The organism is Neobacillus sp. DHD-1R (genome assembly GCF_057747995.1).
Window position 1 is genome coordinate 1,030,370 of the sequence record NZ_CM173232.1, and the last position, 21,712, is coordinate 1,052,081.

At 40.4% G+C, this 21,712-nt stretch carries 21 protein-coding genes and 1 tRNA gene; 21 read left to right on the top strand and 1 reads right to left on the bottom strand.

The genetic code is table 11. The features are described from left to right. Nucleotides 1-230: 230 nt before the first annotated feature. The 7 genes from AC3ANL_RS04760 (at nt 231) to AC3ANL_RS04790 (ending at nt 6,913) form a co-directional block, all read left to right on the top strand. The gene (locus tag AC3ANL_RS04760) at nt 231-1,727 is read left to right on the top strand and encodes a tetratricopeptide repeat protein (protein ID WP_488328119.1); all 1,497 of its coding nucleotides are present in this window, start codon (nt 231-233) and stop codon (nt 1,725-1,727) included. Nucleotides 1,728-1,866: 139 nt separating this feature from the next. Beyond that, nucleotides 1,867-2,817 carry a thioredoxin-disulfide reductase gene (gene trxB, locus AC3ANL_RS04765; protein ID WP_488328120.1) on the top strand — a complete coding sequence of 317 codons (951 nt, stop codon included), beginning with the start codon at nt 1,867-1,869 and terminating at the stop codon, nt 2,815-2,817. 353 nt (nt 2,818-3,170) lie between these two features. Next, the gene (locus AC3ANL_RS04770) at nt 3,171-3,629 is read left to right on the top strand and encodes an NUDIX hydrolase (protein ID WP_488328121.1); all 459 of its coding nucleotides are present in this window, start codon (nt 3,171-3,173) and stop codon (nt 3,627-3,629) included. Between the two features lie 19 nt (nt 3,630-3,648). Further along, entirely contained in the window at nt 3,649-4,542 is an 894-nt protein-coding gene (gene rapZ, locus AC3ANL_RS04775; protein ID WP_488328122.1) for an RNase adapter RapZ, read from the top strand. Then, complete coding sequence (locus AC3ANL_RS04780; RefSeq protein ID WP_488328123.1) at nt 4,539-5,525, top strand: gluconeogenesis factor YvcK family protein; 987 nt, start codon at nt 4,539-4,541, stop codon at nt 5,523-5,525. The genes rapZ and AC3ANL_RS04780 overlap by 4 nt, the downstream gene beginning before the upstream one ends. 115 nt (nt 5,526-5,640) lie before the next feature. Continuing rightward, nucleotides 5,641-6,600 carry a DNA-binding protein WhiA gene (gene whiA, locus AC3ANL_RS04785; protein WP_488328124.1) on the top strand — a complete coding sequence of 320 codons (960 nt, stop codon included), beginning with the start codon at nt 5,641-5,643 and terminating at the stop codon, nt 6,598-6,600. A 55-nt stretch (nt 6,601-6,655) separates the two neighbouring features. Beyond that, nucleotides 6,656-6,913 carry an HPr family phosphocarrier protein gene (locus tag AC3ANL_RS04790; RefSeq protein WP_488328125.1) on the top strand — a complete coding sequence of 86 codons (258 nt, stop codon included), beginning with the start codon at nt 6,656-6,658 and terminating at the stop codon, nt 6,911-6,913. 111 nt (nt 6,914-7,024) lie between these two features. Here the strand turns inward: AC3ANL_RS04790 and clpP are convergent, their stop codons facing one another. Continuing rightward, nucleotides 7,025-7,630, bottom strand: a complete 606-nt coding sequence (clpP, locus tag AC3ANL_RS04795) for an ATP-dependent Clp endopeptidase proteolytic subunit ClpP (RefSeq protein WP_488328126.1) — start codon at nt 7,628-7,630, stop codon at nt 7,025-7,027. 205 nt (nt 7,631-7,835) lie between these two features. Between clpP and AC3ANL_RS04800 the strand changes: the two genes are divergently transcribed. The 14 genes from AC3ANL_RS04800 (at nt 7,836) to rnr (ending at nt 21,697) form a co-directional block, all read left to right on the top strand. Then, nucleotides 7,836-7,907: transfer RNA gene (locus AC3ANL_RS04800), tRNA-Arg, on the top strand. A gap of 338 nt (nt 7,908-8,245) precedes the next feature. After that, nucleotides 8,246-9,568: an RNA polymerase factor sigma-54 gene (gene rpoN / locus AC3ANL_RS04805; RefSeq protein WP_488328127.1), complete on the top strand. Its 1,323-nt coding sequence runs from the start codon at nt 8,246-8,248 to the stop codon at nt 9,566-9,568. Nucleotides 9,569-9,610: 42 nt separating this feature from the next. Beyond that, a complete protein-coding gene (locus AC3ANL_RS04810) occupies nt 9,611-9,862 on the top strand; it encodes a glutaredoxin family protein (RefSeq protein WP_488328128.1) in 252 nt (83 codons plus the stop codon). 147 nt (nt 9,863-10,009) lie between these two features. Further along, nucleotides 10,010-11,032, top strand: a complete 1,023-nt coding sequence (locus AC3ANL_RS04815) for a sugar-binding transcriptional regulator (protein ID WP_488328129.1) — start codon at nt 10,010-10,012, stop codon at nt 11,030-11,032. A 48-nt stretch (nt 11,033-11,080) separates the two neighbouring features. After that, nucleotides 11,081-12,088 carry a type I glyceraldehyde-3-phosphate dehydrogenase gene (gene gap, locus AC3ANL_RS04820; protein WP_488328130.1) on the top strand — a complete coding sequence of 336 codons (1,008 nt, stop codon included), beginning with the start codon at nt 11,081-11,083 and terminating at the stop codon, nt 12,086-12,088. A 134-nt stretch (nt 12,089-12,222) separates the two neighbouring features. Then, entirely contained in the window at nt 12,223-13,407 is a 1,185-nt protein-coding gene (locus AC3ANL_RS04825; RefSeq protein WP_488328131.1) for a phosphoglycerate kinase, read from the top strand. A 62-nt stretch (nt 13,408-13,469) separates the two neighbouring features. Next, nucleotides 13,470-14,231, top strand: coding sequence for a triose-phosphate isomerase (gene tpiA, locus AC3ANL_RS04830; RefSeq protein WP_488328132.1), 762 nt, complete (start codon nt 13,470-13,472; stop codon nt 14,229-14,231). Beyond that, the gene (gpmI, locus tag AC3ANL_RS04835) at nt 14,224-15,759 is read left to right on the top strand and encodes a 2,3-bisphosphoglycerate-independent phosphoglycerate mutase (RefSeq protein ID WP_488328133.1); all 1,536 of its coding nucleotides are present in this window, start codon (nt 14,224-14,226) and stop codon (nt 15,757-15,759) included. Before tpiA ends, gpmI begins: the two co-directional genes overlap by 8 nt. A 23-nt stretch (nt 15,760-15,782) precedes the next feature. Next, the gene (gene eno, locus AC3ANL_RS04840) at nt 15,783-17,081 is read left to right on the top strand and encodes a phosphopyruvate hydratase (RefSeq protein WP_488328134.1); all 1,299 of its coding nucleotides are present in this window, start codon (nt 15,783-15,785) and stop codon (nt 17,079-17,081) included. 221 nt (nt 17,082-17,302) lie between these two features. Further along, entirely contained in the window at nt 17,303-17,848 is a 546-nt protein-coding gene (locus tag AC3ANL_RS04845) for a DUF6241 domain-containing protein (RefSeq protein ID WP_488328135.1), read from the top strand. 168 nt (nt 17,849-18,016) lie between these two features. Further along, nucleotides 18,017-18,250, top strand: coding sequence for a preprotein translocase subunit SecG (gene secG / locus AC3ANL_RS04850; protein ID WP_488328136.1), 234 nt, complete (start codon nt 18,017-18,019; stop codon nt 18,248-18,250). A gap of 64 nt (nt 18,251-18,314) precedes the next feature. Further along, the gene (locus AC3ANL_RS04855) at nt 18,315-18,524 is read left to right on the top strand and encodes a hypothetical protein (RefSeq protein ID WP_488328137.1); all 210 of its coding nucleotides are present in this window, start codon (nt 18,315-18,317) and stop codon (nt 18,522-18,524) included. A gap of 29 nt (nt 18,525-18,553) precedes the next feature. After that, the gene (locus tag AC3ANL_RS04860; protein WP_488328138.1) at nt 18,554-19,303 is read left to right on the top strand and encodes an alpha/beta hydrolase; all 750 of its coding nucleotides are present in this window, start codon (nt 18,554-18,556) and stop codon (nt 19,301-19,303) included. Between the two features lie 21 nt (nt 19,304-19,324). Next, nucleotides 19,325-21,697 (top strand): ribonuclease R, encoded by a 2,373-nt coding sequence (rnr, locus tag AC3ANL_RS04865; RefSeq protein WP_488328139.1) that lies wholly within the window; start codon nt 19,325-19,327, stop codon nt 21,695-21,697. The last annotated feature ends 15 nt before the right edge of the window (nt 21,698-21,712 follow it).

Consider the following 21,712-nt stretch of genomic DNA (forward strand, 5'->3'; position numbering starts at 1 on the left):
GTCTTTCTAAGGGAATTCTACAAAATTATGGGTTAATTCTACAAAAATACACTGTGATTCTACAAAAGCTAGGTATGATTCTACAATAATTGTAAAAATATACCAAATTTTAATTTAAACTCCTACTTACCCCAAAAAACGTCGAAAATTCCCTCTATTACAATCCCTTCTCGAACAACCATAATATGTGCTATAATACATAAGTTATGTTGAAAAATGTGGAGGACTTCATGGTGAAAGACGCGAAGGCAAGAATTCAAAAAGGAAAATTACTATCATTTGTTCCTACGGGGGAATATTATTTCACGAAGGGTTTAAAGGCATACCATCGACGTGATTTTAACAAAGCAAAAAAATATCTTGGGCGGGCGATTCAGCTTGAGCCGGGTGAACCGATGATTACGTGCCAGTTGGCGATTGTGTCAACAGAACTTGGCGAGTTCGAAAATTCCAACCGACTCTTGCATCATGTCCTTGAAGAGCTTGATCCTGAAATGGCAGAGTGCCATTACTTACTTGCAAATAATTATGCCCATATGGGATTTTTTAAAGATGCCTATCACCACAGCAAACTTTATTTGGAGTTAGACCCTGAAGGTGATTTTTCGGAAGATACAGAGGATTTATTGGATTTGCTTACCTTGGAATCGGAAGAATTTGAGGATGAGCTGTATGAGCAAGATGACCTTATCTTCAAACAAGAGCAAGCGCGGGAGCTCCTAGAATCCGGTTATTTTCCAAAGGCGATTGAGCTGTTAAAAGATGTCGTCAAGGAATACCCGGAATACTGGTCTGCTTATAATAACTTAGCACTCGCTTATTTTTATTTAGGCAAAGTGGAAAAAGCGGAAGCCATCTTAGAGGATGTACTGGAGCGTAATCCAGGGAACCTGCATGCTTTATGCAACAGGCTGGTATTTGCCCATTATCAAGGGCAAACGCAACAGGTTGAAGAGTTGCTGCAAATATTGAAAAAAATTCAACCTCTTCTTAGCGAGCATCAATTTAAGCTCGGTGCAACCTTTGCTTTAGTGGGGGAATTCGAACTAGCCTACGTATGGTTGAAAAAGTTATATAAACACGGCTTTGATGGAGATGGACCCTATTATTACTGGCTATCCTATTCAGCCTTTTTTACCGGTCATGAAAACTTTGCAAAAAACATTTGGAAAAAGGTAATTGCAATGAATCCTGATAAAGAAGGCACAGAGCCATGGAATATGGAAAAAAAAGCAACAGCCAATGGGTTTGAAGACCTGACAGGTTCTATTTTTCAAAAGCTGGAAAGCGACTTCGTCGAAGAACGATTATTCGCTCTTTTTCTGACCACTGTTTCAAGTAAAAAAGACGAAATCATTAGCTCGAAGCGGCTTTTTCAAAATCAAAAATTGACGAAATTGGAAAAAGAATATATTTCGTTAATCAGGTTAGGAAAACCATCAACGACTGCAGATGCACAAGAGATAGCTGAAATTTTTTATGAAAACCATCAGCCAATTGGAACGATTGAGGCTGGCTTGTATCTCATGTGGTTTTCGATCTTTGTCGAACTATCGAAAGCTGGTGTTTCGTTGAAAAATAAACGGGCCTGGGCCGGTGCCGTGGAATACTTGTGGCATAAACTCCGCAGTGAAAAAGTATCCCAGCAGGAAGTTGCTGAACTTTACGGCCTCTCCGCTGCCACCATTGGCAAATATGTGAAAATGGTTAACAGCTATTTGCAGTAAAGTAAGCATATTCGTGGACTATAATTCAATTGTTTTATACGATTAAGTAGGGAATGCTAATACTTAATCGTATTTTTTTATATTATGTCTAGCTACAGTGCCTAGCAAGGCACTTCCACTTTTTAAAGGAGTGATAACCATGTCTGAAGAAAAAATTTATGACGTTATTATTGCTGGGGCTGGTCCTGCTGGCATGACAGCTGCTGTATATACATCACGTGCAAACCTTTCAACACTCATGATTGAGCGGGGGATGCCGGGCGGGCAAATGGCCAATACCGAGGATGTTGAGAACTACCCTGGTTTTGAAAGTATTTTAGGTCCTGATTTGTCGACCAAGATGTTTGAGCATGCGAAAAAGTTCGGTGCTGAATATGCTTATGGTGATATCAAGGAAATTGTTGACCATGGTGATTACAAGGTTATAACCGCTGGGTCAAAACAATACAAAGCCTATTCTGTAATTATCACAACAGGTGCTGAGTATAAGAAACTCGGTGTTCCAGGTGAAAAAGAACTTGGCGGACGCGGCGTTTCTTATTGTGCTGTCTGTGATGGCGCGTTTTTTAAAGCGAAAGAACTATTTGTTATTGGCGGCGGCGACTCTGCAGTTGAAGAAGGCGTCTATTTAACTCGCTTTGCTTCAAAGGTAACCATTGTACACAGACGCGATCAGCTTCGTGCTCAAAAAATTCTTCAAGATCGTGCCTTTGCTAATGAAAAAGTTAATTTTATCTGGAATCATACTGTAAAGGAAATTAATAATAAAGATGGTAAAGTAGGCAGTGTGACCCTTGTTTCGACGGAAAATGGTGAAGAGCAAGTATTACCGGCAGATGGTGTATTTATTTATGTGGGAATGGTTCCACTATCTAAACCATTTGAAAGCCTTGGTATTACGAATCAAAATGGTTATATTGAAACAAATGACCGAATGGAAACAAAAGTTCCTGGTATTTTTGCAGCAGGAGATATCCGTGAAAAAACACTTCGTCAGATTGTAACGGCGACTGGTGATGGCAGTATTGCGGCTCAAAGTGCACAGCATTTTGTAGAGGAATTAAAGGAAGAAATGAAATTAAAAAAGTAACCTTATCTAAAATGTGAATTTTTATCTCATTTTTGTGAACAAGAATTTACAAAAAAGTAACTCTGTTTTAATTCTCTTGTAACAGTGGTGAAATATAGATGGGGTATTATAATCTTAATTGACCCCCTTTAAAATATATACCTTTCTGCACAAGCCCAGCAGCTTGTGCTCTTTTTTTGTGTAAAAAGGGGGACTAAACGTCAGAAAAGTCAACCAATTTAACAGAAATATCAATTTTGTATTCATTGTGGCTGATTCTTAAAAATAGTATAATAAAATGAATAAACAGGTTGATAGTTAGGATAATAGCTTGAGCAGTGTGCTCTAAGCTTTGCTTAAGAGGGTGTATAAACATGCAGCGGGTTACTAATTGTGTATTAATCAGAAATAATCAAATATTATTGCTGCAGAAACCGCGTCGCGGCTGGTGGGTTGCTCCCGGCGGGAAAATGGAACCAGGCGAGTCGGTTCGAGATTCTTGCATCAGGGAATTCCGAGAGGAAACGGGGATTTATTTAAAAAACCCCCAATTAAAGGGAGTCTTCACCATGATTATGAAGGATGGCGATGAGCTTCTTTCTGAGTGGATGATGTTTACCTTTGTTGCGACCGATTCCGATGGCATTGATTTAGAGGAATCTGAAGAAGGAAAACTGTCATGGCAGCCGATCGACCAAATCAAAAGTTTGCCCATGGCTGCGGGTGATCTTCATATCCTAGAATATATGGTTCATGGAAAAGGGATTATTTACGGTACTTTTACCTATACAAGTGATTTTAAACTAATTAGTTACCGATTAGATCCAAGTTAAATAACAGGGGGAATGAGACATGAGTACCGGTTCGGCAAGTGACATTCAGATGGTGATTATTACTGGAATGTCTGGTGCGGGAAAAACTGTAGCCATTCAGAGCTTCGAAGATTTAGGGTTTTTCTGTGTCGATAATTTGCCTCCGACACTGCTCCCCAAATTCCTAGAACTTATGAAGGAATCAGGGAATAAGATGAATAAAGTTGCCCTCGTCATGGATTTAAGAGGAAGAGAATTTTTTGAACATTTATTTAAAGCATTAGATGAATTGGCAGAAACTTCTTGGGTGGCACCGCAAATTTTATTTTTAGATGCGGATGATGCCACATTAGTCCGTCGATATAAAGAAACAAGGCGTTCACATCCTCTGGCACAGTCTGGTCTTCCGCTTGAAGGCATCACGCTGGAGCGGGAACTTCTTGAAGAACTAAAAGGCCGGGCACAAGTGATTTACAATACTTCCCAGATGAAACCACGGGAACTTCGTGAGAAAATATTAACGGAATTTACGGCAAATAAACAATCATACTTCACGGTCAATGTGATGTCGTTTGGTTTTAAGCATGGGATTCCCATCGATGCCGATCTCGTTTTTGATGTACGTTTCTTGCCTAACCCTCATTATATTGATCACATGAGACCTAAAACTGGCTTGGATGAAGAAGTTTACAGCTATGTTTTAAAATGGAACGAAACACAAAAGTTTTTGGAAAAGGTGACAGACTTGCTTCATTTCATGCTTCCTCATTATAAAAGGGAAGGTAAAGCACAGCTTGTCATTGCGATTGGTTGTACTGGAGGGCAGCATCGGTCAGTGGCATTAGCGGAATATATTGGCCGATTTTTCCAAAATGATTATAAGACCATTGTTTCTCACCGTGACATTGAGAGGAGAAAGGATAAAACAACATGAGTAATTACGGACAGCCTCGGATTGTCGTCATTGGCGGAGGGACAGGATTACCCGTATTATTGCGAGGTTTAAAACAATATCCTGTCGATATCACTGCCATTGTGACAGTCGCGGATGACGGTGGCAGCTCTGGCCGCTTGCGTGAGGATTTGCATATACCTCCACCAGGCGACATTCGCAATGTGCTTGCATCACTGTCAGATGTTGAACCGCTCGTTGAGGAAATGTTTCAGCATCGTTTTAAAACATCAAATGAACTTTCAGGTCACTCACTTGGAAATTTAATTTTAGCAGCGATGACCTCCATTACCGGGAATTTTGTTCATGCCATCCAAGAGATGAGCAAAATTTTAAATGTGCGCGGAAAGGTCTTGCCTGCTGCGAATCAGAGTGTAGTCTTACATGCGGAGATGGAAGATGGTACAGTCGTTTCGGGAGAATCAAAAATTCCGTATTCAGGAAAAAAAATTAAAAGAGTCTTTTTAACATCAAAGAAAAATATTCGTCCTTTGCCCGAGACACTTCAAGCGATTCGCCAAGCCGACTTAATCATTATTGGGCCGGGAAGTTTGTATACAAGTATCCTACCCAATTTGCTCGTTCCTCGCTTAGGGGATGAAGTGTGCCGCTCGCATGCGAAGAAAGTATATATCTGTAATTTGATGACGCAGGCAGGAGAAACCCACGGCTATACGGCCAGCGATCATGTGAAGGCGATTTATGATCATATGAGTTGTGCGTCTATTAATACCATTCTTGTTAATAATGAAGAAATTCCACCAGATATTCAACTCCGCTATAATGAAGAACTGGCCGATCCAGTCCTTTATGACCTGCCACAGCTTTCTGAGCTCGGGCTTGAAGTTGTCCATGCAGATATTGCCTACCAGGAAAATGGGGCATTAAGGCATGATCCCAAAAAGGTTGCAAAAATTTTATATAATTTGCTGATTGATGAAACCAATAAGCGTTATCAAGCGTAGATAGGAATGGGCAGATTTTATAAGGTAAATAAGTTATAATTAGTTACAGTGTATTGATAACAAAATAAGGCAATGTTTTTATTGATCATTGTTTGGTTTATAAGGTGGTGAGGGGATGTCTTTCGCTTCGGAGACGAAAAAGGAATTAACTAACTTGGAAGTGAAAACATGCTGCATTCAATCTGAACTATCGGCGTTGATTCGCATGAACGGTTCCCTTTCCTTTTCAAATCGCAAGTTAGTTGTTGATATTCAAACAGAAAATGCTGCGATAGCTAGAAGGATTTATACATTATTGAAAAAGAGTTACCAAGTACAGGTAGAGCTGCTTGTTCGAAAAAAAATGCGCTTGAAAAAAAACAATGTCTACATTGTTCGTTTAGCTGAGCAGGCAAAGGAAATTCTTGAAGATACGAAAATACTTGGCGAAGGCTTTACCTTCATTCATGATATTTCACCAGACCTAATAAAGAAGAAATGTTGTAAGCGTTCTTACCTTCGCGGTGCATTTCTTGCCGGAGGTTCTGTAAATAATCCGGAAACCTCTTCCTATCATTTGGAAATTGCTTCGCTTTATAAAGAACATAATGATTCTTTAAGCGAATTAATGAATACATTTGATCTTAATAGTAAAACGCTTGAGCGTAAAAAAGGGTTTATAACTTACTTAAAAGAAGCTGAGAAAATTACTGAGTTTCTAAATATCATCGGGGCCCATAATGCCTTGCTCCGCTTCGAGGATGTCAGAATTGTTAGGGATATGAGAAACTCCGTCAACCGGCTTGTCAACTGTGAAACCGCTAATCTTAATAAAACGATTGGGGCCTCGATTAGACAGGTGGAAAACATCCGCTTTATTGATGCCACTGTTGGATTGCAGATCTTACCTGATAAGCTTAGAGAAATTGCGGAACTGCGCGTTCAATATCCTGACGTTACCTTAAAAGAATTAGGTGAAATGGTTTCCGGAGGCTCAATCAGCAAATCAGGAATTAATCATCGTTTAAGGAAAATCGATGAAATCGCTGACAAGCTTCGAATGGGAGAAATGGCCTCAAGAGGTCATAGTTTGTGAAATAATGAATTAGTTTCAAGTAAATAAACAATAAATACTAGGAGGAATTATTATAATGTTGGCTAAAGAAATAGAAGTAAAATTGAAAACGGGTTTACAAGCACGCCCTGCAGCACTTTTTGTACAGGAAGCGAATCGATTTTCTGCTGATATCTTTCTAGAAAAGGATGGCAAAAAGGTTAATGCGAAAAGCATTATGGGATTAATGAGCTTAGCAGTAGGCTCCGGAGTCGTCATCAATATCATTGCAGACGGCGATGATGAAGAAAAAGCCATCAACGTTTTATCTGATTTTATTCAAAAAGAACAATAATTAAAAAGGATTTGGCCCATTCCAGGCTAAATCCTTTTTTTTAGTCGATTTTTGAAAAGCATGTTAAAATGAAAAAAAGCAATCGACTTGAAAGCCGATTGCCGTTTATCCTTATTTTTTCTCAGGTGTATCAGTAAGTTTACGTGTAATGATATTGTCAATAAGACCGTATTCTTTTGCTCTTTCAGCTGTCATGAAGTTATCACGATCTGTATCACGGCTAATCACTTCAAGTGACTGGCCAGTGCGTTCTGATAAAATGCCGTTTAATTTTTCACGAAGGAATAGAATACGTTTTGCGGCAATTTCGATTTCAGTTGCCTGTCCTTGTGCACCGCCAAGTGGCTGGTGAATCATGACTTCAGCATTAGGCAACGCGTAACGTTTGCCTTTTTGACCTGCAGCAAGTAAGAATGCACCCATTGATGCAGCCATACCAATACAAACAGTCGATACATCTGCTTTAATATATTGCATGGTGTCATAAATGGCCATCCCAGATGTTATGCTTCCACCAGGACTATTAATATAAAGTGTTATATCCTTTTCAGGGTTTTCTGCTTCAAGGAATAATAACTGCGCCACAATGCTGTTGGAAACATTGTCGTCAATTGCGCTGCCAAGCATGATAATCCGGTCTTTTAATAGACGGGAGTAAATGTCATATGCTCTTTCGCCGCGGTTTGTTTGTTCAATAACTGTAGGAATCAAATTCATTTTTCTTCCTCCTTTGATTAGAAAAGGTAAATGCTTATGTATTAGTATCATACACTGATGGTCAATAAAGGTCAAACAAATAGCCTTTAAAATGTTCGACAACTTTCACTACATCATCATAACCATTTTACCTCATTTTAAAACCTATTCTATGCTTGCAAAATAGGGGAAGGTAGCATATAATAGAAAAGTCGCTAATATTTATGCGCTCGTGGTGCAACGGATAGCACGTAAGCCTCCGAAGCTTAAAATGTGAGTTCGATTCTCGCCGAGCGCATCCTGAAAACCCTCTGTTTATTGCAAACAGGGGGTTTTTTTACTTTATTTATTTGATTTTGTGCTACTTTTTGGTGCTTTTGTGCCAATTTAAGGAGATTTTGTGCGGATTTTAATGTGTTTTGTACCATTTTCAAAGGGTTTTGTACCATTTTCAAGGTGTTTTGTACAAATAGACAATTATTCCCAAAAATAGACCGATTTTTCAAAAGAAGTAAAGTTCCAGACTAAAAACTTTATTTCTTCAAATTTTTTTATTTAATGGGCCCTTCCTCATTTCTCATTTTCTAATACACGAAAAGCTTTCAATCGTGTAAAATAGGAAAAGGGGGGATACGAATGGACTTAAGAGCAGGCTTATGGCAGCAGCAAACATTAAAACTAGCAATGACGCAGGAGTTATCTCAAGCCATTGCATTATTGCAATACTCCGCACAGGAACTGACTGCTTTCCTAGAAGATAAGGCATTGGAAAATCCCTTACTGCAGATTGAAAATGACAATGTCAACCCAGTGAATCCCCTCATTGACCGCAAACGAAAGAAGCACCAAAAAGGGGAAAAAGATTGGATAGACCAGATTGCAGACAAACCATTTTCGCTTGAAGAATATTTAATCTCTCAAATAAAAATAACCAATTTATCGGCGGAACAGTTAAAAGTCATCCGTCACCTTATACAAAGCCTTGATGAAAACGGTTACTTTATTGGAGACCTTGAGGAAATCGCTCAACATCTCAAAGTGGACACTGAACTTGTGGAGGAATGCCTAGCTGTAATTCAAACATTGGAACCAGCAGGGATCGGGGCACGAGACCTCCAAGAGTGCCTGTTGATGCAAGTTTATTATAAAAATCCAAATAATGAACTGGCTCAAAAAATCATTTCTGACTATTTCGTTCTCTTTGCCGAAAAGAAGTGGAAACAAATTTCGAAACAACTGAAAATTTCTTTAAAAGAGATTCAAGATATTTTTGATGATATTCAACAGCTTAATCCAAAACCAGCGGCCATGTTACGCAATGAAGCAACCACCTACATTATTCCAGATGCGGTTGTGGAACAAACCCCTCAGGGTCTAACCGTACGGATGTTTGATGATTCTCTGCCAAGGATCAGCTTTAATGAACAATATTTACAAAAGTTTAACAATAAAGACCAGCAGGTGAGCCGTTTTTTGCAGGATAAGGTGCAGGACTACCAATGGATCTTAAAAAGCATCGAGCAGCGCAAAGAAACACTTACCAGGGTAGTAGCGAAAATCGTTGAAAAACAAACGGCCTTTTTTCAAAAAGGGACCCAATATTTGGTTCCGATGACAATGAAAGAAGTGGCAAACGAACTTGAAATTCATGAATCTACAGTCAGCAGGGCAGTGCGTGAAAAATATGTGCAGACACCAATGGGCACTTTCTCGTTAAAAACTTTTTTCACCAGCACCATTCAGACCGTTTCTAATGATGAAACTACGTCTTCGACCCAAGTGAAGAATGAAATCAGTAAGTTAATTGAACAAGAGAACAAGGAAAAACCACTCTCAGACCAAGATATTGTTGAACAATTACAAGTGCAAAAAGGGATTGTAGTTTCAAGACGAACGATTGCTAAGTACCGCGAACAACTGGGGATACCATCCTCCTCCAAGCGGAAACGGTTTACGTAAACTACTAATCATTCAAATTTTTACTATTGAAAGGAAAAGACGATGCAACATTCAAAGACAATTACTTTATATACTCGAAATCGCTGCCCGCTATGTGAGAAAGCGAAAGCTACCCTTTTAGAAATGAAAAAGGAATGGGATTTTAAACTTGAGGAAGTCGATATTGAATCAAGTGATGAACTGACAGAACAGTACGGACTAATGATTCCTGTTGTTTATATCGATGGGGTAGAAGTGGGTTACGGCTATGTTGACAAATTTGACATAAGTAATCGTTTGCAAGAAAAAAGCTGACTAAAATTAGTTGAAATACATTTTCACTCCTGCTACAATAAAAACGTACTACTAGTAGGGGTGATTTTTTTTAACGTAGGTGGGACATAATATGTCTATGGTGGACATTTTACGACCAACTACATACAATAAAGGAGCATGCGATTCATGCAGTCATTTATCGATATCCAAAAAAGATTATTACCCGACCTCCTTCAAGTTCTGCAAAAAAGATATACGATCCTACGTTACATAAGTTATATGCAGCCCGTAGGAAGAAGGAGTTTAGCCGTTAGCCTTGGATTAACGGAAAGAATCCTTCGTAGTGAAGTAGACTTCCTCAAAGAGCAAGAACTTATTTATACAAATACTATAGGAATGAGTTTGACCTTGGAAGGGAAAAATTTACTCGAGGATCTGGAAGGTTTAATGCGTGAGTTAAAGGGTATTGATGTATTGGAAATGGAATTAAAACACCGGCTTGGCATTAAAAAGGTCATCATCGTTCCCGGTGATAGTGATGAATCACCAATGGTGAAGGGTGAACTTGGCAAAGCCACTGCAGTTTGCATGAAAAAACTTTTATATGGGAAAAATATCATCGCTGTAACCGGTGGTACTACCATGGCTGCCGTTGCGGAAAGACTAACACCCGATCATAATCAAAAAGAGTTAGTGTTTGTTCCGGCACGAGGCGGAGTTGGTGAAGATGTCGGTAATCAAGCAAATACCATTTGCTCGAATATGGCAAAAAACACTGATTCTAAACATCGCGTCTTCTATGTTCCTGATCAGGTTAGTTCTGAAATTTATGAGTCCCTGATCAAAGAGCCAGACATTCACGAGGTTTTAAGTTTGATTCGATCCGCAAGCATGGTTCTGCATGGAATTGGGGATGCTATCACGATGGCTGAACGACGAAAAACCAACCCTGATATTAAGCGGAAGCTTGAAGAGGGGAAGGCCGTTGGCGAAGCATTTGGTTATTATTTTAATGAAGAAGGCGAGATTGTCCACAAGGTTTTAACGATTGGACTGCAGCTTGAAGACCTTGGACAGATCCCAAATGTGATTGCTGTTGCAGGCGGGGCCTCAAAAGCTAAGGCAATTAAGGCTTATTTTAAACAAGCGCCATCATCGACGATCCTTATTACCGATGAAGGTGTGGCAAAAAGGTTGTTGAAAGGGTAAATCCTTTTAAAAAATATATCTTCACCCAATATAAGGAGGAATTTTATCATGACAGTAAAAGTTGGTATTAATGGATTTGGACGTATTGGTCGTAACGTGCTTCGTGCGGCTTTAAACAATAGCAATATCGAAATCGTTGCAATTAACGACTTAACAGATGCAAACATGCTGGCACATCTTTTAAAATATGATACAGTTCACGGAACTCTTGCAGAAGAAGTTACTGTAGACGGCGAATACTTAGTAGTAGGCGGCCACAAAGTAAAAGTTATCGCTGAGCGCGATCCTGCACAACTTGGCTGGGGCGACCTTGGCGTAGAAGTAGTAGTTGAATCAACTGGACGTTTCACAAAACGTGACGACGCAGCAAAACACCTTGAAGCAGGCGCTAAAAAAGTTATCATTTCTGCTCCAGCATCTAACGAAGACATCACAATCGTTATGGGTGTTAACGAAGATAAATATGATGCCAACAACCACCACGTAATCTCAAATGCATCTTGTACAACAAACTGCTTGGCACCATTTGCAAAAGTATTAAATGATAGCTTTGGAATTAAACGCGGTATGATGACAACTGTTCACTCTTATACGAATGATCAACAAATTCTTGACTTGCCACACAAAGACTACCGTCGTGCTCGTGCTGCAGCTGAAAATATTATCCCAACTTCAACTGGTGCTGCTAAAGCTGTTGCCCTTGTTTTACCAGAACTTAAAGGTAAATTAAACGGTATGGCAATGCGTGTTCCAACTCCAAACGTATCAGTTGTTGACTTAGTTGCTGAATTAGACAAAGATGTTACTGCTGAAGAAATAAATAATGCATTTAAAGCAGCTGCAGAAGGTCCATTAAAAGGCATCTTGGCATACAGCGAGCTTCCATTAGTATCTCGTGATTATAACGGTACGACTGTTTCTTCTACTATTGATGCATTATCAACAATGGTTCTTGAAGGCAACATGGTTAAAGTATTATCTTGGTATGACAACGAAGTTGGTTACTCAAACCGTGTTGTAGACCTAGTTGGATACATCGCATCCAAAGGACTTTAATTTTTAAATATTGGTTATGATTGGCATTTTTAGCGAAGCCAGTCTATAATGAACATGGTATTCCAAAGGGGAGCGGGGAGGATTCCCCCCTCCTTTTTTATTGTAAAAAACCAAACTTTGTGGAGGTCCTTTACATGAACAAGAAAACACTTAAGGATATCGATGTAAAAGGGAAGCGCGTATTTTGCCGGGTAGATTTTAATGTGCCGATGCAAGATGGAAAAATTACTGATGAAACGCGGATCCGTGCGGCATTGCCTACGATTCAATACTTAATGGAACAAGGGGCAAAAGTTATTCTTGCCAGCCATTTTGGCCGTCCAAAAGGAAAAGTAGTCGAAGAAATGCGTTTAACTCCAGTTGGGGTAAGACTTTCTGAGCTTCTTGGTAAAGACGTGAAAAAAGCTGATGAGGCCTATGGTGAGTCTGTTAAGGCATTGATCGGAGAAATGAGTGAAGGCGATGTTCTTCTTCTTGAAAATGTTCGCTTCTACCCAGGCGAAGAAAAGAACGACCCAGAATTGGCTAAAGCATTTGCTGAGCTTGCTGATGTCTATGTGAATGATGCATTTGGTGCGGCACACCGGGCCCATGCTTCAACCGAAGGAATTGCCCATAACCTTCCAGCGGTATCAGGTCTTTTAATGGAAAAAGAACTGGATGTACTTGGTAAGGCTCTTTCCAAGCCAGAACGTCCTTTTACAGCGATTATTGGTGGTGCGAAAGTAAAGGACAAAATAGGTGTAATTGAAAATCTTTTAGAGCTTGTTGACAACCTTATTATTGGCGGGGGTCTTGCCTACACATTTGTGAAAGCCCAAGGCCATGAAATCGGAAAATCATTACTTGAGGAAGACAAGATTGATTTAGCGAAATCATTCATGGAAAAAGCCAAACAAAAAGGTGTTAATTTCTATATGCCTGTAGATGCTGTCATTGCAGATGATTTCTCTGCAGATGCTAATTCAAGAGTTGTTGGGATTGAAGAAATTCCATCCGATTGGGAAGCACTAGATATCGGACCAAAAACAGCAGAAATCTATAGCGAAGTGATTAAAAAGTCAAAACTTGTGATTTGGAATGGACCAATGGGTGTGTTTGAAATTGATAAGTTTGCTGGTGGTACAAAAGCTGTAGCTGAAGCACTTGCTGAAGCAGAAGGTACATATTCCGTTATTGGCGGCGGCGACTCTGCAGCAGCAGTTGAAAAGTTCAATTTGGCAGATAAAATGAGCCATATCTCCACAGGTGGAGGAGCTTCGCTTGAATTTATGGAAGGTAAAGCACTTCCAGGTGTCGTCGCTTTAAACGATAAGTAATTTTTAACTTGTTTAAAAAATGAACCCATGCAATAAAAGGTACTAAGAAAGGATGTGTCAGCATGCGCAAACCAATCATTGCAGGTAACTGGAAAATGAACAAAACGCTTTCGGAAGCTAAAAGCTTTGCAGAAGAAGTGAAAGGTCTTGTTCCTGTTTCAGAAGATATGGAATCGATTATTTGCGCACCTGCTTTATTTTTACAAAGCCTTGTCGAAGTAACGGAAGGCAGTAATGTGAAAATTGGTGCTCAAAATATGCATTTTGAAGAAAGTGGCGCTTTTACTGGTGAAATTAGCCCGAAAGCTCTTGCAGATCTTGGCGTTCAATATGTCATTATTGGACATTCAGAACGCCGTGAAATGTTTAATGAGACAGACGAATCCGTAAACAAAAAGGCGCTTGCAGCGTTTAAGTATAACTTAACACCAATCGTTTGCTGTGGAGAAACGTTGGAGCAGCGGGAAAATGGTGAAACCAATCAATTAGTTGGGGATCAAGTTGCCAAAGCTCTAGCTGGCTTAACCGATGACCAAGTAAAACAAACGGTCATTGCCTATGAACCTATTTGGGCAATTGGAACTGGAAAATCATCCACATCCAAAGATGCGAATGATGTATGTGCTCACATCCGTCAGGTTGTTGCCGAGCAATTCTCGCAGGATGTTGCCAATGCAGTAAGAATTCAGTATGGCGGCAGTGTAAAACCAGAAAATATTAAAGAATATATGGCACAACCAGACATTGATGGTGCATTAGTAGGCGGAGCAAGCCTTGAAGCACAATCATTCTTAAAATTACTGGAGGCGGGTAAATATGAGTAAAGCTCCCGTTGCGCTCATTATCCTTGATGGCTTTGGCTGCCGGGGAGAATCAAAAGGAAATGCTGTGGCTCAGTCGAAAAAGCCAAACTTTGACCGCTTTTGGAGCGAGTATCCGCATTCCCATTTAACAGCATCTGGTGAGGCGGTAGGTCTCCCAGAAGGACAAATGGGTAACTCCGAGGTAGGACATTTAAATATCGGTGCAGGCCGGATTGTATACCAAAGCTTAACACGTGTGAACATTGCTATTCGTGAAGGCGAATTTGAAAAAAATGAAACCTTTACAGGCGCAATGGAGCATGTGAAAAAAAATGGCACTGCTCTTCATTTGTTCGGCTTATTATCAGATGGCGGGGTTCACAGTCATATTCAACATATGTTCGCATTGCTTAAGCTGGCAAAAGAAGAAGGCGTTGAAAAAGTATATGTTCACGCCTTCCTAGATGGCCGGGATGTTGGTCCAAAAACAGCTGCAAAATATATTCAACAAACACTGGATAAAATGGAGGAATATGGTGTTGGTGAATTCGCGACCATTTCTGGCCGTTATTATTCAATGGACCGGGACAAGCGCTGGGAGCGGGTTGAAAAATCATATCGTTCCATGGTGTACGGGGAAGGACCAGCTTACACGAATCCATTAGAGGTTGTAAAAGATTCCTACGAACATGGCATTTTTGACGAATTCGTGCTTCCATCTGTGATTACAAAAGAAGATGGACAGCCGGTTGCAACGATTCAAGATAATGATGCTGTCATTTTTTATAACTTCCGTCCTGACCGTGCGATTCAGATTTCTAATACATTTACAAACGATGATTTCCGCTCGTTTGACCGTGGACCCAAGCATCCAAAGGATTTATTCTTTGTTTGTTTAACACATTTCAGTGAATCCGTAGATGGATATGTTGCATTTAAGCCTACAAACTTGGATAATACATTAGGGGAAGTACTTGCACAAAATAATTTGAAGCAATTAAGAATTGCTGAAACAGAAAAATATCCACATGTCACGTTCTTTATGAGCGGCGGTCGTGAAGCGAAATTTCCAGGCGAAGAACGAATTTTAATCAATTCTCCAAAGGTTGCAACCTATGACCTTCAACCGGAAATGAGCGCTTATGAAGTAACAGAAGCATTGCTCAATGAAATTCGCAATGATAAATTTGATTGCATTCTGTTGAACTTTGCTAACCCAGATATGGTTGGGCACTCAGGTATGCTTGAGCCAACGATTAAAGCGATTGAAACAGTGGATGAATGCTTAGGTAAAATTGTTGATTTAATCCTTGAAAAAGGCGGATCAGCGATTATTACTGCTGACCATGGTAATGCCGACGAAGTGGTAACCCTTGAGGGTGAGCCAATGACTGCACATACCACAAACCCTGTGCCAGTCATTGTGACCAAGCAAGGTGTGGAACTCCGCGATGGCGGTATTCTTGGCGATCTAGCGCCGACCATTCTAGATTTGTTACATGTTGATAAGCCAGCTGAAATGACTGGAACTTCATTACTCAAAAAATAAGTTATTTTAAGGAGAGATTTTACATGCCATTTATTGTAGACGTATATGCTCGCGAAGTATTAGATTCCCGTGGTAATCCTACTATTGAAGTTGAAGTGACAACAGAATCAGGTGCCTTTGGCCGAGCTTTAGTACCAAGCGGTGCTTCAACAGGTGAATACGAAGCAGTTGAACTTCGTGACGGCGACAAAAGCCGCTACCTTGGAAAAGGTGTTCAAAATGCGGTTGAAAATGTAAACACGATTATTGCTCCACACCTTGTAGGTGAAGAGTTCAGTGTTCTTGATCAAGTTGCAGTAGATAATGCCTTAATTGAATTAGATGGAACAGATAACAAAGGTAAATTAGGAGCAAATGCGATCCTTGGTGTATCTTTAGCTGTTGCTCGTGCGGCTGCTGAATATTTAGGATTACCTTTATATCAATATCTTGGCGGAGTGAATGCAAAACAACTTCCAGTTCCAATGATGAACATCGTTAACGGCGGCGAACATGCTGATAACAACGTGGATATTCAAGAATTCATGATCATGCCTGTTGGTGCTCCAAGCTTTAAAGAAGCCCTTCGTATGGGTGCTGAAATCTTCCACACATTAAAAACAGTTTTAAAAGGCAAAGGCCTTAACACAGCTGTTGGTGATGAGGGTGGTTTCGCTCCAAACCTAGGTTCAAACGAAGAAGCTCTTCAAACAATCGTTGAAGCAATCGAAAAAGCTGGCTACAAGCCTGGTGAAGAAGTATTCTTAGCAATGGATGCTGCATCTTCTGAGTTCTACAACAGAGAAGATGGCAAATACCACCTTTCTGGTGAAGGTGTTGTCAAAACATCTGCAGAAATGGTTGACTGGTATGAAGAGCTTTCTGCTAAATATCCAATCATCTCCATCGAAGACGGCTTAGATGAAAATGACTGGGAAGGTCACAAGCTATTAACAGAACGTCTTGGCAAAAAAGTTCAATTAGTTGGTGATGACTTGTTCGTTACAAATACTAAGAAACTTGCTGAAGGTATTGAAAAAGGAATTGGTAACTCAATCCTAATCAAAGTTAACCAAATCGGTACACTTACTGAAACATTGGATGCGATCGAAATGGCGAAACGTGCTGGCTATACAGCAGTCGTTTCTCACCGCTCTGGTGAAACAGAAGATAGCACAATTGCTGACATCGCTGTGGCAACAAATGCAGGTCAAATCAAGACTGGTGCGCCATCTCGTACAGACCGTGTAGCTAAATACAACCAATTGCTTCGTATTGAAGACCAATTAGGTGAAACTTCTCAATACAACGGAATTAAATCTTTCTATAACCTAAAGAAATAATTCTTTTTAAAAGTAAAACCCCTGACAATGCGTGGAAATCCACCGTGTCAGGGGTTTTTCCTTTTCAGTAAACAGATCGCGGCAGGACACTTTTTAGTGTCCTGCCTTTTTTCATTTTATGAAACCGCTGCGACAAAATGTTGATTAAAAAAAGGGAATTCAGGAGCATTTGTGTAATATTTATTTATAAACACCATAGATAGAAAAGAATGGGGATTAAAATGAAAAAATTTCTTAAAAACCTATCCTGGGTCCAACGGTTCATCATCATTTTTGCTGTCATGGTTTTAGGAGTTTATTTTTATTATAATGCTACAGGGTCTTTGCCAGTTTTCAAGGATGCCGTTACCGTCAAAATCCAAGAAACAAGTGATGGTGAACAAGTTATTAAGGTTGAGGACGTGAGCATTCGTGCTATTGAACGGGAGTTTCCATTGGATATGTCCGAGGAGAAGGTCATGTCTGCCATTCATAAAATGTCTCATCAAAAAGTAATTGCAAATAAAAAATGGGGCGCGATTCCGCTTACTCCAGAGCGTGTGAATCGATTACTGGAAATAGTCTATAAACATGAACGAGATTACCGCAATTCGAATATATACAAAGATATCCTTAAGCGCTGGTCAGACGGGGATTTTTCACGTGTCGATCAGGACCATAATCAAATCTGGGAACTGCAAGGAGGCACGATTGGGGCCGCTGTCGGCATCGCCTCGGTTGAAGACGAGCAAGCATTTTTAGAAAAACATTTTAACGTGAAGCAATAAATGATGAGGGAAAAGACAGATAGATGTCAGAATGACATCTTCTATATTAAGATAATGTAAAAGATCCTAAACCACCCCTGCTGTCACAATAACTCCTATTGTCTAAAGTAAAATATTATGGTAAATTTAATATACTGTGAACTGTACGTCTAACAGGAGGTGGCTTACATGCATGCATTAGTTGTAACACTATTAGTGATCGTAAGTATTGGTCTTATTGCAGTTGTATTACTTCAATCTGGTAAGAGCGCTGGGTTATCCGGTGCCATTTCTGGTGGTGCTGAAACCCTATTCGGCAAGCAAAAAGCTCGAGGAATTGACTTGATTCTACATCGTATTACGGTTGTTTTATCAATATTATTCTTTGTACTTGCGCTTTTAGTAACATACTTTAAAATCTAATCTTACACACTCAAACCTGGCCTGCGAAAGCCAGGTTTTTTGTTGTGTATGAGGGATGTGCGGGTTGAAAATAGTGTTTGGCGGAATAGATAGGAAAGTTGGCGGGATTCGTTCGAAAGTTGGCGGGAAAAATGGGAAAATCGGCGGGATTAATCAAAAAGTTGGCGGGATTAATCCAAAATTCAGCGGAATCCATACAAATTCAACATTACTCACCACTCAATTAAAGCTTTTTTGTGGAATGTTCCCCACCTCAATGCTAAAACTAAGATAAGGAAATTGAAATAAAAGGAGTTTTTCAAGATGAAAGTAGCACCACCGAAGCCATTTACTTTTGAAGGAGGAAAAAGAGCAGTATTGCTTCTTCACGGTTTCACCGGAAATTCAGCGGATGTTCGTATGCTTGGACGTTTTTTAGAAAAAAAGGGCTACACCTGCCATGCTCCGCATTATAAAGGCCATGGAGTACCACCTGAGGAACTTGTCCATACTGGTCCTGAGGATTGGTGGCAGGATGTCATAAATGGCTATCAATTTTTAAAAAATAAAGGTCACGATGAAATAGCAGTGGCAGGACTCTCGCTTGGCGGCGTATTTTCTTTAAAATTGGGATACACTGTACCTATAAAGGGTATTGTACCGATGTGTGCTCCAATGTATATAAAAAGTGAAGAAGTCATGTACAAAGGAATTCTAGCGTATGCCAGAGAATATAAAAAGCATGAAGGAAAAACAAACGAACAAATCGAAATGGAAATGAATGAGTTCCAAAAGACACCAATGGAAACCTTAAAATCACTGCAGCAATTAATTGCGAACGTTCGTGATAATGTGGATATGATCTATGCGCCGACTTTCGTGGTGCAGGCCCGTCACGACAAGATGATTAACACAGAAAGTGCCAATATCATTTACAACGAAATTGAGTCTGTTAAAAAGGAAATTAAATGGTACGAAAATTCGGGACATGTGATTACATTAGATAAAGAGCGTGAACAACTGCATGAAGATGTTTATGCGTTTTTAGAAGGATTAAATTGGAACCATAATTAAGCACCCTAAGGAGGGATCAGTTTGGAAGATAACATTCAAAAGCACATTGATAAGCTTTTGCAATATATGAGAGATGAGGCATATAAGCCTTTAACGGTTCAGGAGCTGGAACAGGCATTTGGCATTCAGGACTCCGGCGACTTTAAAGAGTTTGTCAAGGCTCTTGTTCAAATGGAGGAAAAGGGTCTCGTGGTTCGGACCCGCAGCAACCGGTACGGACTGCCGCAAAAAATGAACTTAATTCGCGGAAAGCTAATTGGACATGCCAAAGGCTTTGCGTTCGTAGTACCAGATGAACCAGGTATGGATGATATTTTTATCCCGCCTAATGAAACTAACACGGCCATGCACGGAGATACTGTTTTAGCACGGGTTTCCTCGGAATCCTCCGGACAGCGCCGCGAAGGCAGCATTATACGGATCATTGAACGGGGTGTCCAGCAGGTTGTCGGCACCTATGTCGAAAGTAAAAGTTTTGGTTTTGTTATACCTGATGATAAAAAATTCGCCAACGATATTTTTATTCCGAAGAATGCCTCTAAAGGGGCAGTAGAAGGACATAAAGTAGTTGTTAAGCTTGTTACGTATCCGGAAGGAAGAAAAAGTGCAGAAGGGGAAGTCATCAATATCCTCGGGCATAAAAATGACCCCGGAGTGGACATTCTTTCCATCATACATAAGCACGGGCTGCCAATGGCATTTCCTGATGATGTATTAAAGCAGGCTAATGAAACGCCTGATACGATTGATGAAAGCGAATTGGCCAATCGCCGTGACTTACGGAATGAAACGATTGTAACAATCGACGGGGCGGATGCAAAAGACTTGGATGATGCCGTAACGGTGACAAAACTGGACAACGGCAACTATAAGCTTGGCGTTCATATTGCCGACGTCAGCTATTATGTAAAAGAAGGGACGCCAATTGACGTCGAGGCAGAGGAACGAGCAACAAGTGTTTATTTAGTGGACCGAGTGATTCCGATGATCCCGCATCGTCTGTCTAACGGAATCTGTTCCTTAAATCCGAAAGTAGACCGGTTAGTATTGTCCTGCGAAATGGAGATTTCACCTGAGGGTGTTGTGGTTTCGCATGAAATTTTTCAAAGCGTTATTAAAACAACCGAGCGGATGACCTACCATGACGTAAATAAAATTCTTGTCGATCATGATGAGGAAACGCAAGCTCGATACGAGCCGCTTGTGCCGATGTTTGAAATGATGGAAGAACTTGCTGCCATCCTCCGTAACAAACGGATGAAACGGGGCGCGATCGATTTTGATTTTAAAGAATCAAAGATTCTTGTCGATGAAGAAGGAAAGCCAACCGATGTGGTGATTCGCGAGCGTTCGGTAGCGGAGAAATTAATTGAAGAATTTATGCTGGCTGCAAATGAAACAGTGGCGGAGCACTTTCACTGGATGGAGGTTCCATTTATTTATCGGATTCACGAGGATCCGAAGGAAGATAAATTACGGAGATTTTTCGAATTTATCACCAACTTTGGTTATATTGTAAAAGGAACGGCCAATGATGTTCATCCACGAGCACTGCAAGAAATCATTGAAGAGGTGCAAGGCAAGCCGGAAGAGATGGTGATTTCGACTGTCATGCTCCGCTCGATGCAGCAGGCTAAATATGATCCGGAAAGTCTCGGTCACTTTGGGTTAGCGACGGAGTTTTATACTCACTTTACCTCGCCGATTCGCCGTTATCCGGATACGATTGTCCATCGGTTAATTCGCACCTATTTAATTGAAGGCAAGCTGGATGAAACGACTAGGGAAAAATGGAATGCCCGCTTACCTGAAATTGCCCAGCATTCTTCCAAAATGGAACGCCGTTCTGTTGATGCGGAGCGCGAAACAGATGATTTGAAGAAAGCGGAATACATGGAGGATAAGATTGGTGTCGAGTATGACGGGATCATTAGCTCTGTCACCAATTTCGGGTTGTTTGTTGAACTGCCAAACACCATTGAAGGACTTGTCCATGTCAGCTATATGACGGATGATTATTACCGTTTTGATGAGCGCCATTTTGCAATGATTGGTGAGCGGACCGGTAATGTGTTCCGCATTGGGGATGAGATTACCGTTCGGGTCGTCAAAGTGAATAAAGACGAGCGCGTGATCGATTTTGAAATCGTTGGCATGAAAGGAACGCGCCGCGAGAGATCTGAAACGCCAAAGGTTTTTAAAACGGGCAGCGATACCCACAAACCGCGCCGCAACAAACAACAAGGCAATCAAGATCAAGGACAAGGGCGCAATCGCAATGGCCAAAAGTCGGATTCAGGCACCGGTCAAGATCAAGCCAAAAAAGCGAAAAAGAAACGTAAATTTTACGATAATGTACCTAAATCGAAAAGTACAAAGCGAAGAAATAAATAATCGCCTGAGGGGCCT

What these genes read in the sequence shown, in the direction of transcription:
- AC3ANL_RS04760 (WP_488328119.1), top strand. Translation starts at nt 231, where the DNA reads ATGGTGAAAGACGCGAAGGCAAGAATTCAAAAAGGAAAATTACTATCA.
- trxB (WP_488328120.1), top strand. Translation starts at nt 1,867, where the DNA reads ATGTCTGAAGAAAAAATTTATGACGTTATTATTGCTGGGGCTGGTCCT.
- AC3ANL_RS04770 (WP_488328121.1), top strand. Translation starts at nt 3,171, where the DNA reads ATGCAGCGGGTTACTAATTGTGTATTAATCAGAAATAATCAAATATTA.
- rapZ (WP_488328122.1), top strand. Translation starts at nt 3,649, where the DNA reads ATGAGTACCGGTTCGGCAAGTGACATTCAGATGGTGATTATTACTGGA.
- AC3ANL_RS04780 (WP_488328123.1), top strand. Translation starts at nt 4,539, where the DNA reads ATGAGTAATTACGGACAGCCTCGGATTGTCGTCATTGGCGGAGGGACA.
- whiA (WP_488328124.1), top strand. Translation starts at nt 5,641, where the DNA reads ATGTCTTTCGCTTCGGAGACGAAAAAGGAATTAACTAACTTGGAAGTG.
- AC3ANL_RS04790 (WP_488328125.1), top strand. Translation starts at nt 6,656, where the DNA reads ATGTTGGCTAAAGAAATAGAAGTAAAATTGAAAACGGGTTTACAAGCA.
- clpP (WP_488328126.1), bottom strand. Translation starts at nt 7,630, where the DNA reads ATGAATTTGATTCCTACAGTTATTGAACAAACAAACCGCGGCGAAAGA.
- rpoN (WP_488328127.1), top strand. Translation starts at nt 8,246, where the DNA reads ATGGACTTAAGAGCAGGCTTATGGCAGCAGCAAACATTAAAACTAGCA.
- AC3ANL_RS04810 (WP_488328128.1), top strand. Translation starts at nt 9,611, where the DNA reads ATGCAACATTCAAAGACAATTACTTTATATACTCGAAATCGCTGCCCG.
- AC3ANL_RS04815 (WP_488328129.1), top strand. Translation starts at nt 10,010, where the DNA reads ATGCAGTCATTTATCGATATCCAAAAAAGATTATTACCCGACCTCCTT.
- gap (WP_488328130.1), top strand. Translation starts at nt 11,081, where the DNA reads ATGACAGTAAAAGTTGGTATTAATGGATTTGGACGTATTGGTCGTAAC.
- AC3ANL_RS04825 (WP_488328131.1), top strand. Translation starts at nt 12,223, where the DNA reads ATGAACAAGAAAACACTTAAGGATATCGATGTAAAAGGGAAGCGCGTA.
- tpiA (WP_488328132.1), top strand. Translation starts at nt 13,470, where the DNA reads ATGCGCAAACCAATCATTGCAGGTAACTGGAAAATGAACAAAACGCTT.
- gpmI (WP_488328133.1), top strand. Translation starts at nt 14,224, where the DNA reads ATGAGTAAAGCTCCCGTTGCGCTCATTATCCTTGATGGCTTTGGCTGC.
- eno (WP_488328134.1), top strand. Translation starts at nt 15,783, where the DNA reads ATGCCATTTATTGTAGACGTATATGCTCGCGAAGTATTAGATTCCCGT.
- AC3ANL_RS04845 (WP_488328135.1), top strand. Translation starts at nt 17,303, where the DNA reads ATGAAAAAATTTCTTAAAAACCTATCCTGGGTCCAACGGTTCATCATC.
- secG (WP_488328136.1), top strand. Translation starts at nt 18,017, where the DNA reads ATGCATGCATTAGTTGTAACACTATTAGTGATCGTAAGTATTGGTCTT.
- AC3ANL_RS04860 (WP_488328138.1), top strand. Translation starts at nt 18,554, where the DNA reads ATGAAAGTAGCACCACCGAAGCCATTTACTTTTGAAGGAGGAAAAAGA.